The organism is Bacillus sp. BB081 (assembly GCF_008368895.1).
GTDB classification, from domain to species: domain Bacteria; phylum Bacillota; class Bacilli; order Bacillales; family Bacillaceae_G; genus Bacillus_A; species Bacillus_A wiedmannii.
In genome coordinates this window covers 299,889-313,869 of the sequence record NZ_QOZX01000002.1, presented here as the reverse complement: position 1 = coordinate 313,869, position 13,981 = coordinate 299,889, and the positions used below count along the sequence as shown (strand labels likewise).

The 13,981-nt window shown below is 36.7% G+C and carries 14 protein-coding genes; 2 read left to right on the top strand and 12 right to left on the bottom strand.

All coding sequences use genetic code 11. The features are described from left to right. Window positions 1-96: 96 nt before the first annotated feature. A complete protein-coding gene (locus DN394_RS01685; RefSeq protein WP_000194012.1) occupies window positions 97-1,407 on the bottom strand; it encodes a DEAD/DEAH box helicase in 1,311 nt (436 codons plus the stop codon). 180 nt (window positions 1,408-1,587) lie between these two features. Here DN394_RS01685 and vrrA point away from each other — a divergent pair, with 180 nt between their 5' ends. Both vrrA and DN394_RS01675 read left to right on the top strand, forming a co-directional pair. Continuing rightward, window positions 1,588-2,322: a VrrA/YqfQ family protein gene (gene vrrA / locus DN394_RS01680; protein ID WP_046957560.1), complete on the top strand. Its 735-nt coding sequence runs from the start codon at window positions 1,588-1,590 to the stop codon at window positions 2,320-2,322. 89 nt (window positions 2,323-2,411) lie between these two features. Further along, window positions 2,412-3,362: a 4-hydroxy-3-methylbut-2-enyl diphosphate reductase gene (locus DN394_RS01675; RefSeq protein ID WP_000706674.1), complete on the top strand. Its 951-nt coding sequence runs from the start codon at window positions 2,412-2,414 to the stop codon at window positions 3,360-3,362. 40 nt (window positions 3,363-3,402) lie between these two features. Here the strand turns inward: DN394_RS01675 and DN394_RS01670 are convergent, their stop codons facing one another. From DN394_RS01670 to DN394_RS01620, 11 genes are all read right to left on the bottom strand, one after another. Next, window positions 3,403-4,524 carry a Nif3-like dinuclear metal center hexameric protein gene (locus tag DN394_RS01670; RefSeq protein ID WP_097915795.1) on the bottom strand — a complete coding sequence of 374 codons (1,122 nt, stop codon included), beginning with the start codon at window positions 4,522-4,524 and terminating at the stop codon, window positions 3,403-3,405. Further along, window positions 4,521-5,228 (bottom strand): tRNA (adenine(22)-N(1))-methyltransferase, encoded by a 708-nt coding sequence (locus tag DN394_RS01665; RefSeq protein ID WP_046957562.1) that lies wholly within the window; start codon window positions 5,226-5,228, stop codon window positions 4,521-4,523. Before DN394_RS01665 ends, DN394_RS01670 begins: the two co-directional genes overlap by 4 nt. A gap of 165 nt (window positions 5,229-5,393) precedes the next feature. Further along, window positions 5,394-5,750, bottom strand: a complete 357-nt coding sequence (gene cccA, locus DN394_RS01660; RefSeq protein ID WP_000828145.1) for a cytochrome c550 — start codon at window positions 5,748-5,750, stop codon at window positions 5,394-5,396. Window positions 5,751-6,135: 385 nt separating this feature from the next. Further along, complete coding sequence (rpoD, locus tag DN394_RS01655; protein WP_000764061.1) at window positions 6,136-7,263, bottom strand: RNA polymerase sigma factor RpoD; 1,128 nt, start codon at window positions 7,261-7,263, stop codon at window positions 6,136-6,138. Window positions 7,264-7,322: 59 nt separating this feature from the next. Next, a complete protein-coding gene (gene dnaG / locus DN394_RS01650; protein ID WP_000528234.1) occupies window positions 7,323-9,119 on the bottom strand; it encodes a DNA primase in 1,797 nt (598 codons plus the stop codon). Window positions 9,120-9,969: 850 nt separating this feature from the next. Beyond that, window positions 9,970-10,782, bottom strand: coding sequence for a pyruvate, water dikinase regulatory protein (locus DN394_RS01645; RefSeq protein WP_000368941.1), 813 nt, complete (start codon window positions 10,780-10,782; stop codon window positions 9,970-9,972). Between the two features lie 29 nt (window positions 10,783-10,811). After that, the gene (locus DN394_RS01640; protein ID WP_000583754.1) at window positions 10,812-11,444 is read right to left on the bottom strand and encodes a transcriptional regulator CcpN; all 633 of its coding nucleotides are present in this window, start codon (window positions 11,442-11,444) and stop codon (window positions 10,812-10,814) included. A gap of 107 nt (window positions 11,445-11,551) precedes the next feature. Continuing rightward, a complete protein-coding gene (recO, locus tag DN394_RS01635) occupies window positions 11,552-12,298 on the bottom strand; it encodes a DNA repair protein RecO (protein WP_000487012.1) in 747 nt (248 codons plus the stop codon). A gap of 33 nt (window positions 12,299-12,331) precedes the next feature. Next, entirely contained in the window at window positions 12,332-12,475 is a 144-nt protein-coding gene (locus tag DN394_RS01630; protein WP_000883924.1) for a YqzL family protein, read from the bottom strand. Window positions 12,476-12,651: 176 nt separating this feature from the next. Further along, on the bottom strand, window positions 12,652-13,557 hold the full coding sequence (gene era / locus DN394_RS01625) for a GTPase Era (RefSeq protein WP_001080239.1): 906 nt from the start codon (window positions 13,555-13,557) through the stop codon (window positions 12,652-12,654). After that, window positions 13,550-13,948, bottom strand: coding sequence for a cytidine deaminase (locus DN394_RS01620; protein ID WP_001086294.1), 399 nt, complete (start codon window positions 13,946-13,948; stop codon window positions 13,550-13,552). Before DN394_RS01620 ends, era begins: the two co-directional genes overlap by 8 nt. Between the last annotated feature and the right edge of the window lie 33 nt (window positions 13,949-13,981).

Genomic DNA, 13,981 nt, shown 5'->3' with positions numbered 1-13,981 from the left:
TAACTAGCTACACCGAAACTTTAATCAGTGTTTTTCCATTCCCCACCGATTATTATCCCGCAAATATCCGGATAAAAAAAGATAAGGGGGCTCCCCTTATCTTTTTTTATTGCTATATTTTTTCTTCACTTTATCACGTTCTGTTGCAAGTTTACGTTTATAGTTTGGTTTTACTTTTTTCGGCTTTTTAATAACTTTCGTTGCCATAACATCAAGTTCGTCATTTGGTTTTTTACGGCTCTTACGACGACGACGTTCACCTAAATCCGCCCACTCATCTCCGCGTAACTCTACATGCTTGAACTCAATATGACGTTGTTTTTCTAAACTATCTAACGCTTCTTCGTTTGCTGGATCATAAATCGTCACTGCAATACCTGAATGCCCCGCACGTGCTGTTCTTCCAACGCGGTGAACGAAGAAATCTAAATCTGATGGAAGTTCGTAGTTAATAACATGACTAATTCCTTCAATATCAATACCACGTGCTGCTAAATCAGTTGCAACAATATATTGGAATTCAAGATCACGAATTTGTTTCATCATTTTTTTACGATCACGCGGTGATAAATCTCCGTGAATTCGTCCAACTTTTAAGCCACGTTCCATTAATCCGTCAGCAACCTGATCCGCCATCTTCTTCGTATTCGTGAAAACAACTGCTAAATACGGTTTAAATTGTAGCAACATTTTGTTCACTAAATCGATTTTGTTACGATGTTTAGAAGGTACTAAATAATGCTCAATATTCCCAGCCGCAACTTGTTTTGGATTGATATGAATATGCTCTGGATTCTCCATATATTTCTTCAGAAACGGTTTTAGTTTTTGAGGAATTGTTGCAGAGAAAACTAGCATTTGCAAGTTTCTAGGCATGCGTGATGCAATTTTGTCTACATCATGAATGAATCCCATATCAAGCATTAAGTCTGCTTCATCGACAATAATAGTATTTGCTTTATGAACAAATAATGCTTGTGCTTCTACTAAATCTTTAATACGTCCTGGTGTTCCAACTACAATATGAGGTTGTTTTTTCAACTTTTCAATTGATCGTTGTTTATCAGTTCCACCAATTAAACAACGTGCTGTAATCATTTGATCTTCCGCACAAAACTTTGTTAATTTCACGATTTCTTCGTAAATTTGTTGTGCTAACTCACGAGTAGGCGCTGTAATAACAAGTTGTACTTCTTCACGACTTGCATTAATTCTGTTCAATGTAGGAAGTAAGTATGCATGTGTTTTCCCAGAACCTGTTTGGGATTGTCCAATTACACTTACACCTTTTTTCACGACCGGGAAAATTTTCTTTTGAATTCCTGTCGGCTCTGTAAAGCGTAGTTCACGAACTGCATCTATTAAAAATGGTTTAAAATCATACTGTGTAAAAGTTTGTTGTGTCATAAGTTACACCTTCTTTCTAAATTTCTACTGCGCGCACAAATCAGCCAAGTCTACATTATATCGAAATCTACAAGTAAAATCCATCTTTAGTTTAGGTTTTTACTTCAAAAACTAACCTTCTTCCCTCTTATTGCATATTGTATGTGTATATACCTAACTGAAGAAAGGAGGATTTCTCACATGTTTCCAAAATCCCATACAAGGCAAATGTATCCGAATCAAGGACAGCAACCTTATACACCATATCCAATTCCACAACTACCACCGATGGCGCAAAAAAAGAAAGGTTTCCTTGCTAAACTCTTTAAAAAACACGATCCAACCGAGCCTTTCATGCAAATGGTTCCACCTTATCGACAAATGGATGGACCGCCGCCAATGATGCACCAACAACCGCCGCCCCAATATCAACAACAATACCGATACCAACAGCAATACCCGCAGCAGTACTCACAACAATATCAACCATACATGCAGCAACATCCAGAGCAAATGATCCCCCCTCAAATGTATGAATCAAATGAAACGCGCGGCGGTGCAGCAACTACAGCAGCATCAAGTAGCGGCATCGGCAGTTTTTTTGCAAATTTAATTTCGAATCCAACTAATATGATAAACAATATTGAAAAAGTATCCCAAGTCGTTCAATCTGTAAGCCCTGTCGTCGAACAGTACGGTCCTATTATGCGTAACCTACCAAGCATCGTTAAAATCCTCACCTCTGGGAAAAGTACGGAAGAAGATCCAACTAAAAATCCAACTGAAGACATAACAGAAAAGGTTGAGGTAGCAACTCCACCTCCTCCACAAAAAAAAAGAAAAAGAAAAAAAATAGTGATTGAGCCTGTCATAGAAAAAGAATTACGAGAGGAGCCTGTTCAAAAAATAGCAACAAAACCAAAACTATATGTGTAACAATCCTTTGTTTTCTATCCATTCCTCCTTTATAATGTAAAAGACTATGCACAAAAGTATCCCTTGTTTAGAAGGAGAGGATTACTCATATGAAAATTGTTAAAATTTCCCCTCGTGGTTATTGCTACGGTGTTGTGGACGCGATGGTTATTGCACGTAACGCCGCATTAGATACATCATTACCAAGACCTATTTATATTTTAGGTATGATTGTTCACAACAAACATGTAACAGATGCATTCGAAGAAGATGGCATCATTACGTTAGACGGTCCAAGTCGATTAGAAATTTTAGATAAAATCGAATCTGGTACTGTTATTTTCACAGCACACGGTGTTTCTCCAGAAGTTAAACAACGCGCAAAAGAAAAAGGTTTAACGACAATCGATGCCACTTGTCCAGATGTTACAAAAACACATGATCTTATTGAAGCAAAGAAAGCTGAAGGTTACCATGTCATTTATATCGGTAAAAAAAATCATCCAGAACCAGAAGGCGCAGTTGGTATTGCACCTGACATCGTTCACCTTATCGAAAGAGCTGATGATTTAAAAACATTAGAAATTCCAACAGATAAAATTTTAGTTACAAATCAAACAACGATGAGCCAATGGGATGTTCAACATTTAATGGAGGACATTCAGAAAAAATTCCCAACAGCAGAATTCCATAAAGAAATTTGTTTAGCAACTCAAGTTCGCCAAGAAGCTGTCGCTAAACAAGCTGATGTTGCAGACTTAACAATTGTTGTCGGTGATCCGAAAAGTAACAACTCAAACCGTTTAGCACAAGTATCACAAGAAATCGCTGGTACGAAAGCATACCGCGTTGCAGACGTAAGTGAGATTAAATTAGAGTGGCTACAAGGTGTAGAAAACGTAGCTGTTACAGCAGGTGCTTCTACTCCAACTCCAATTACAAAAGAAGTTATCGCTTTCTTAGATCAATATGATCCAATGAATCCCGCTACATGGGAGAGAGTTCGAAAAGTACCGTTACAAAAAATATTACCTCGTGTAAAAGTCAAAAAAGAACAATAATAAAAACCGTTGCCTATACGAGCAACGGTTTTTATTTTTCTTATACAAATGTAAATGGATCTGTATGTAATTGCGAAGCATGAATGTGTACATTGAATTTCTTTGCATCCACTTTTTCTTGTAATTGCTTTTGTACACCTTGCTTCATTACTTTTTCAACGTTATGTCCTGGGTCAACTATATTTAAACCGAGCATCATAGCATCATGAGCAACATGATAATACATGTCACCTGTTACATATACATCCGCTCCTTTAAATTTAGCTTGGTTGATGTATTTGTTACCATCGCCACCAAGTACAGCTACTTTACGCACTTTATCATCTAAATTCCCAACAACTCTTGCGCCCTTCACATCTAATGATTGCTTTACATGTTCCGCAAACTGTCCAAGTGTCATTTCTTCTTGTAAATATCCTATTTTTCCAAGCCCTAATGTTTCACCTTTGTTATCAAGTGGATACACATCATATGCTACTTCTTCATATGGATGTGCCGTTACCATTGCTTTAATCACTTTTCGTTGTAATGAAGCTGGAATTATCGTTTCGATTCGCACTTCTTCTACGCGTTCTAACTGCCCAGTTTCCCCGATATAAGGATTTGTTCCCTCTTGAGGTACAAACGTGCCTGTACCCTCGCTATTAAACGTACAGTGGCTATAATTGCCGATATGACCAGCACCTGCGTCTCCTAATGCTTTTCGTACTTCTTCTGCATGAGTTACTGGCACAAACACAACAACTTTTTTCATTTCTTCTGCATATGTCGGTGCCAAAACTTCTGTATTTTGCAATCCTAACGCCTCAGCAAGTAAATCATTTACCCCGCCCTTAGCAACATCCACATTTGTATGTGCTGCATAAATGGCAATATCATTTTTAATACACGTTTCAATAATTCTTCCGTACGCTTTATCTGTATGAATCGCTTTTAACGGATTAAAAATTAAAGGGTGATGCGCAATAATGACATTCGCCCCTAATTGAATTGCTTCATCCACAACTTCCTCCGTTACATCTAACGCAATCAATACGTGTTGTACGGGTTTATTAAGCGCTCCAATTTGCAGGCCAATCTTATCTCCTTCCATCGCCAAATGCTTCGGATACATACTTTCAAATAAAGAAATAATTTCATGGCCATTTGGAATTTTACTCATGATAAAACCTCCCGTATCATTTTCATTTTCGCTTCTACTTCCGCACGCTTCGCTTTTGTTTCTTCAGAATCAGCCGCACGTTCTAACTGCTTTAAAATATTTTGGAAGTTTTTTAATTCCCCTTCCCATTTTTCAACGAAAGCTTCACCTTTTTCTTTTATTAAAAATGGCCCCATAAATAATTCCGCTTGTTTATTCTCAGAATAAGGCACCGCGATGTTTCCTCGCCCACCTACTAAAATCTCGTAAATTTTCCCATCTTCTTTTACGATTTTTTCATGGATAAGCTCCCATCCATTCTCAATAAACCATTCACGAATGTGATGCGCTGCAATATTCGGCTGTAAAATTAAACGAGTTACCCCTTCTAATTTTTCTTTACCACTTTCTAAAATGTCACGAATTAACGCTCCGCCCATTCCAGCAACCGTAATTACATCTACTTCTCCTGGCGCGATAACAGCTAATCCATTCCCTTTACGCACATCTATTTTATCTTGTAAGCCACTTTCAGCTACAGTTGCTTGTGCAGAGCGAAATGGTCCATCTACAACCTCTCCAGCAACTGCTTTTGTAGCAATATTATTTATAATTGCATAACACGGTAAATACGCATGATCCGATCCAATATCAGCTACTGTAGATCCTACCGGTATTTCACGCACTACTTCTTCTAATCGTTTTGAAAGCTTTACTTCATTCATGTATTTCCATTACTCCTTCTCTTGTCAGTCTGTCTCCATGATAATGAATTTATAGTAGTTGTTGCAAGCCTATAAAAACAATTCACTTCTCTATCACTCATCGTATTTTAGAAAATATAGAAAAACAAGCCCTTTGCATAAGCAAAAGACTTGTCATACGGAACTTTATTTTTTCTTCGATAACCAATCAGCTACTTTAGCGGCTTGATCAGCTGGAACTATATTTGGTGGCATATTTCCTTTTCCTTTCGAAAGAATTTCTTTAATTTCATCTTTTGAAAGTTTCCCACCAATTTTTTGTAAATTAGGTCCTACTGCCCCTTGTAACTGGTCACCGTGGCAGCTCGTACAGCTTTGCTTCACAATATCCTCTGGCTTTGATGCTGTTTGTGCTGGCTTCCCACCATTTTTTGCATCAGCTAACTCTTTAGATTTATTTAGCCCCTGAAATGAAAATACAAACATAACGATAATACCTAATGCTGCAATAAGAGCGAACGGAATCAGCGGATTACGTTTCATATCTCTTCTCCCCCCTCTATACCCCTAAATAGTTAGATGATTCAGTCATTTCCATTGTACTTGAAAACGTTCTATCAGAAAAGAGTAAACTACTAATCGTTGAAAATATTCCATAAATTCAGTTTATTGTTTTTTATTGTTATATCGCTTATTATTTCGATAATTATTAACGTTTCTCATCATATTTTTCACTTTTCTACATATATTTTTGTATAGAATACACAAAATTAATCGAAAAATCGAAAAATGAGCATTTGCAAATCAAAAGACAATTCTGTAAAATAAATTACAAGAAATTGTAATCGTTGCCGATAGCTAAAGTTTAACAAAAGTTAACAAAATAAAAAAGTTTACTTCACAAAGGTGAAGTAAACTTAAAGGTAACCTATTCTAAGAAATCCTTAAGACGCTTACTGCGGCTTGGATGTCTTAATTTACGAAGTGCTTTTGCTTCAATTTGACGGATACGTTCTCTCGTTACGCCGAATACTTTCCCAACTTCTTCAAGCGTACGAGTTCGTCCATCATCTAAACCAAAACGAAGACGTAGAACATTTTCTTCACGATCTGTTAGTGTATCTAACACATCTTCTAATTGTTCTTTTAGCAATTCATACGCTGCATGGTCCGCAGGCGATGTTGCTTCTTGGTCTTCAATAAAATCACCTAAATGGGAGTCATCTTCTTCACCAATCGGTGTTTCAAGAGAAACTGGCTCCTGTGCAATCTTTAAAATTTCGCGTACTTTTTCTGGAGCAAGATCCATTTCTTCACCAATCTCTTCAGGAGATGGTTCGCGTCCTAAATCTTGTAGTAATTGACGTTGTACACGAATTAACTTATTAATCGTTTCAACCATATGAACTGGGATACGAATTGTTCGTGCTTGGTCTGCAATCGCACGTGTAATCGCTTGGCGAATCCACCAAGTTGCATACGTACTAAATTTGAAACCTTTACGATAATCGAACTTTTCAACCGCTTTAATTAGACCCATATTCCCTTCTTGGATTAAGTCTAAGAAAAGCATACCACGGCCTACGTAGCGCTTTGCAATACTTACTACAAGACGTAAGTTTGCTTCTGCAAGACGACGTTTCGCTTCTTCATCGCCTTCTTCAATACGCGTTGCAAGTCGAATTTCTTCTTCTGCAGACAGTAAATCTACACGACCAATTTCTTTTAAATACATACGAACAGGATCATTGATTTTAACCCCAGGTGGTACACTTAAATCATTAAGGTCGAATTCTTCTTCCGCTTTTGTAATTTGGCGATTATTAGGACCTTCGTCGTTATCATTGTCACCAACTAAGTCAATCCCTTGTTCACCTAAATATTCATAGTATTCATCCATTTGATCGGATTCAATTTCAAATCCATTCATGCGTTCTGCAATCTCTTCATATGTAAGAACGCCACGTTTTTTTCCGAGCTCAGTGAGTTGCTCTTTCACTTGCTCAAGGGTCATTTCAGTTTCAATTTGTTTAGAACGAGCTGGTTTGTCAGCCATCTGTTCCCCTCCTTACGCGAGATACAAACATTCATTATACTAAAAATTTATCAAAAAAGCTATTTTCTCGCTTTTTGATTTTGTAAATATGCTACATAATATTTAGCAGCCTCTACAGGATCTGTTTTTTCCATTTGTTTTACCTTAAAGATGATTTCCATCTTTTCAAGTTTTTCTTGATGACGGCTGAGCGTCTCTAAATGGCCTTGTAACACTTCTTCTGTGTATTCTGGATTAATAAATTCATCCGTCGAAATATCAGTGATAATATTTTTCAACTTCTCATCAGAGAGCCAACTTAAAAATGTTCCGACTGAAGGTTCATTTCCCTTTTCATAATATGCGTATAGTTCATATAAAATCCCTTTATGTTCTTCTGTATGAAAATCTTCTATGTGGGATTCCATACGAACAGCCACTTCTGGACTTTGCAACATATGATAAATAATTTCTCTTTCTGCCCTTTCAAAACCTGTTAACTTCGGTTTTGTTTGAACAATTTGAGACGGCTTAGAAACCTGCTTTACTTGTTTTTGCTGTACCTTTTGTTCTTTGCGATATTGGTGCAATTGATTCAAAAGAGTTTCCATTGAATACGAAAATTCTTGCGATAATGACTTCAAATATGATTCTGCCTGCATCGCATCCTGTAGCAACGATAACTCTTTTAAAACACTTTTCACATATTCTTCTTTGCCAGACTCATCTTGCAAATTTTTCCCTAAACGCAAATAATTTATTTTAAAACCAACAAAACTTATACTTGATTTCACAAGATTTTCAAAAGCAGTTGTCCCATATTGTTGCACATATTCATCAGGATCAAGCTTATCTGGCAAGGATGTAACTTTCACTTGGCAACCAACTTTTAGCAATAATTGCCCTGCTTTCATCGTTGCTTCTCGCCCTGCTTTATCACCATCATAGCAAAGAACAACAGTTTCAACGTTACGTCGCAGAAGTTTTGCTTGTTCTTCAGTTAAAGCTGTTCCCATTGTCGCGACAGCTTCTTCCACACCACTTTTTACCGCAGCCATTACGTCGGCATACCCTTCAAAAAGGACCACTTGCCCACGTTTTCTAATAAACGGCCTCGCTTGGTGGAAGTTATACAACAATTTACTTTTATGAAAAATCGGTGTTTCAGGGCTATTTAAATATTTCGGAGTGTCATCTCCTAATGCCCTTCCACTAAACGCTATCACTTTACCTTGTAACGTATAGATTGGAAACATAACTCTTCCACGGAAGCGATCATAATGACTACCATCCTTCTCGCTTCTTATGAGAAGACCAGCTTGTTCCATACTAGACAGCGATAAACCTCTTTTTTGTAAAATTTTCGTTGCTGCATCCCAAGCAGGTGACGCATAACCAATTTCAAACTTCTCAATCATCTCTTTCGTAATACCACGTTTTAACAAATACGAAAGTGCTTCATTTCCTTCTTCTGTATTTACTAATAAATGATGATAATACTTTTTCAAAAGTTCATGAGCCTGTTGCATGATGACAGTGTCATCAGATATGTCTTCTTGTTGTCCTTGCCCTGATGTATACTCTGCAACCGCCATTCCATTTCTTTCACCTAGCTTTTGAACAGCCTCGGTAAAAGCCAATCCTTCCATTTTCATTAGAAAGGAAAATACATTTCCACCTTCTCCACATCCGAAGCAATGAAAAATTTGCTTATCAGATGAAACAGAGAATGAAGGAGAATTCTCACCATGAAATGGACAAAGGCCGAAATAGTTACGCCCCTGTTTTCTAAGTTGAACGTATTCACCAATCACTTCTACAATATCCGATGACGTCCGAATCTGTTCAACAACTTCTTCGGGAATTCTGTTCCCCATAAATCCATCTCCGTGTCGTATTTTGTATTCGATAAAAATTAAAAAATTCCTTTATAATTCGACAATATTTTTTCTAAACTTATTAGAAAGTGTTGTCGATCACGTTATCAAACGATTTTGTAGGCCCTTTTCTGCGTAATTTCGCAGATACGTACTACTATATAAAATTGTATCCATTTGCTCACCTGTTACAAATGTACCTCCTGGAGACAATACATATACACTTTTTTACAAGAAGACTAGCAAGCACCATATCCTATGTGATCACGAGATCTGTTTTTTTGCATGTTGATACATATAAAAAATCAACTTTAGCTTATTCAGTATCTACATAGATCCAATTTCCCTTGCTTCTTCCTTAAACGATGAGCATACGATGTGACAAACAAAATTTCGACATGAACTTTCGTTCCAACTTGCACAGTTTTCAGCATTCACAGGCTATACATCTGCATCAACTAATACGATATTGATGTTTTGCATATTTCTGTATTCTACATCCCTTCTGCGAATCCTTCCATAATGTGCGTTTTCTTGTATAGATTTTGTCGATTTAACGTAATTACATGTCTTTTCGTAAATCCTATCCCTAGTTTATTCTGAAAAATTAAAGTCTAAACGTAAAATATAGGTTTTTATCACAATTTTTTATTATAATATATTTTCTTCAACTACGCTACATATCCCTTTATTTTTTCATCTTCTATTTCAGGATAACGAAACCCTGCCTTTAGCATAATAAAAAGACAGAAGAATATAAGTATAACCACTCCGCTATAATCTATTACGAAATCAACAGGTATTATGTTTCTCACGAGCGAAAAAAGCACATTCACCTTTGGTAAATGTGCTAAAACAATTTTTGGTTTTGCACTGCATTCACAATAATGTTGGCTGTTTCTTCAATCGCTTTATTCGATACATCAATTACTTGACAATTTATTTTACCAACTACATTCTCAAAGTGATCAATTTCTTCTTTAATACGATTAATATTGGCATATGTTGCACCATCACTTAGTCCAAGTGATTTCAATCGCTCTTTTCGAATATGATTCAACTTCTCTGGCGTAATTTTCAAACCGAAGCATTTTTCTTTAGCCACTTGATATAACTCTTCAGGCGGATCTACTTCTGGTACGAGCGGTACATTAGCAACTTTCAAACGTTTGTTATGAGCTAAATATTGAGAAAGCGGTGTTTTTGATGTGCGCGAAATCCCAATCAACACGATATCTGCTTTTAAAATACCACGCGCGTCTCTACCATCATCATACTTTACAGCAAACTCAATCGCTTCAATCTTTTTAAAGTATTCTTCATCTAATCTACGAACAACACCCGGCTCATATCTTGGTACTTGCCCTGTAATTTCTTCAATTTGATCGATAAGAGGCCCGATAATATCATATGCCTCTACGCCTTCTTTCGCAGCCTCTGTCACTAAATACTGACGCATGTCAGGCTTTACTAACGTAAAACAAATAAGCGCTTGATTGCTCTTAGCAATCGAAATCACTTCTTTTAATGTCCCTGTATCTTCTACATACGGTACACGTCTAATATCAGGAGCAAATGGGAATTGCCCCATCGCTGCTCGAACAACCAAATCAGCCGTTTCTCCAACAGAGTCAGATACGACATATACGATTTTATTATCCATTATATTACCTCACTTTAAACAAATTACACTTATTCGTTATTTACTAAGTTTACAAACGCACGTGTAATATTTGTTTTTGTAATTCGTCCAATCACTTCTAAACCTTGCTTCGTATCTTTCACAACCGGCATCGCATCAATCTGTCTTTCTATTAATTCCATCGCAATATCATATAAAGAATCCTCTCTACGACACATCGTAATGTTTGGCATCCTTGTCATGATAATATTAACCGGAAGAGAGGTTAAATCCTGCTTTCCAAGGCTAGCTCTTAATAAATCTTTACGAGACACAACACCAACTAATAGAATCGCCTGATCTACAACAAATAAGGTACCTACGTCCTCTAAAAACATTGTACAAATCGCATCGTATACTGATACATTTTTATCAATTACAGCTGGTCTAGATTGATAATCTTGTACTTTAATTTTCTTAACAGCCTCAGATAATAGCTGCCCCCCGGTTTTACCCGTATAAAAATAACCTACGCGTGGACGCGCTTCTAAATAACCAGCCATCGTTAAAATTGCTAAGTCTGGTCTTAGCGTTGCACGTGTTAATCCTAATTGCGCAGCAATTGACTCCCCTGTAATAGGACCGTGATCTTTTACAATCTGAATGATATGTTCTTGCCGTTTATTCAGCTCTATGATAATCACCACCTTTAATGCACAACGAAAAAAGTTATACTATCTCTTAAATATTATATACTAAATATGTTATTTGAAAAAGATAGGATGTAAAAAGGACCGTATACGGCCCCAAATTATATTTGAAACTTATCAAGTTGTTCTAAGAAACGTCTTGACTTCAAATAAATCCCGCAATATTCATCATAATATGTATTCAATACTAAACGCATTTGTTTTTTTGTGCTATCCTTCACCGATACATTGCCAAGTCTATGTAAATCGAAGTGGTAGAAAAGACGTAATAATTTATGAACAGCTTCTCCCACTGGTATACGATACTGGTCTTGCTCAGCATGACGCGAGCACAGAAAACCGCCTTCCCGGACAGAGAAGGCGACAAAATCTGTTTCTTGATGACAAATCGCACATGTATCAAAGTACGGGCGCATCCCTAATACCGGAAGCATTTTCGTTTGATAAATTAATGATAATACTTCTGAATCAACACCCTCACACATATAATGCAACGTTTGATATAACATTTCAAATAAATATGGATTATGTTTTTTATCTTCTGTTGCTTTATCAGTTAACTCAACAATAAATGATGCATAAGCAGTTAAAAATATATCCTCGCGAATTTCTTTCATAGTTGAAATAATCTCGCCTTGTTGCAAAGTTCCAAGTCCAGATCCCATTTGAATAAGAAAATTACCATGGGTCATAAGTTGCGAAACAGATGCTAACCGGCTTTTCGGTTTTTTCGCTCCTCTTGCCATTGCACTTACCTTACCCAATTCTCTTGAGAATATTGTAACAATCTTGTTCGTTTCTCCGTAATCTGTCGTACGGATAACGATGCCCTCAACTTTTTGAAACATGTTCGTCACCATCCAAGGTTTGAACAAAACGGGTCAAGAAATTGGAGAGTCTAGATGCGCTAGCTCCTCTTCATGTTGATCCATCTCATCGTTTACGTCTTTTTCCATTTCTTTCAAAAGCAAGTACGTTTCAATGCTTCCTGTTTTGGAGAAAAACTTCCAGGTAAAATCTAGCATAAGAATCCACCTTTCTCAATAAGCGTAGCCTATAAACCAATTTCCTTTGTTGTTATTAAATTGACCCATTTTGTCCATTTTCATGTGAGAAAAATTTTTCCTAATTTATCAAAACTCATAAAAACCAATAATCAGCGGATGAACAAAACATCCGCTGATTACAGCTTTACTCTATTTTAGTACTCGTCTTCGCGGAAACCAAGGTCACGAAGCTGAGACATTTTATTACGCCAATCTTTTTGCACTTTTACCCATACTTCTAAAAATACTTTAGAACCAAGTAATGCTTCAATGTCAAAACGAGCTCGCTTACCGACTTCTTTTAACATCTTTCCTTGCTTACCTATAATAATTCCTTTTTGTGATGCACGTTCAACAACAATCGTTGCGTTTATATAAACCGCTCCGCCCTCACGTTTTTGAATTGCATCAATAACAACCGCTACAGAGTGCGGCACTTCTTCACGTGTTAAATGTAATACTTTTTCACGAATAAGCTCTGAAATAATAAATCGCTCTGGATGATCCGTTACTTGATTATCCGGGTAGTATTGCGGTCCTTCTGGTAAATACTTTTTAATTGTTCCAATTAAAGCATCCACATTATTTCCATCTAATGCAGAAATTGGTACAATCTCTGCAAATTCATATAGTTTACGGTATTGATCAATTAACTCTAATAATTGCTCTGGATGAAGTTGGTCAATTTTATTAATTACTAAAAATACTGGTTGTTTCGTTTCTTTTAATTTCTCAATAATGAATTCCTCACCACGACCAAATCCTTCAACTGCATTGACCATAAACAGAACAATATCAACTTCTTTTAATGTCGTTTGAGCCATCTTCACCATGAAGTCGCCTAATTTATGTTTAGGTTTATGTATTCCTGGTGTATCAATGAAAATTACTTGTGAATCATTTTCTGTATATACGCCTTGAATTTTATTACGAGTTGTTTGTGGCTTGTCACTCATAATGGCAATTTTCTGGCCGATAATACGATTTAAAAATGTAGATTTTCCAACATTCGGTCTGCCAATAATAGAGACAAAACCTGATTTATAACCTTTTCTATTCATGTAAATCCTCCGCTAAAAATGCTCCTGGTAACAATTCTCCAACTGTAGTCTCTTGAACGTCACCATGTAAATTTGATAGGTATACTTTCGTATCCTGTTTACATAATTCTACCATAACTTGTCGACATGCTCCACAAGGAGGTACTGGACGCTTTGTATCCGCCACAATCGCGATAGCTACAAACTCTTTATCTCCTTCAGAAACCGCCTTAAATAAAGCTGTTCTTTCTGCACAGTTACATAAACCATATGATGCATTTTCAACATTACATCCACGATATACTTTTCCATCCTGTGTTAATAATGCTGCACCTACTTGAAATTTAGAATATGGTACGTACGCTTGTTTACGCGCTTCGATTGCTTCTTGAATTAATTGTTTACTATTCATATTCCCGCATCCTTCCTGTCCACAGCTGTGAAT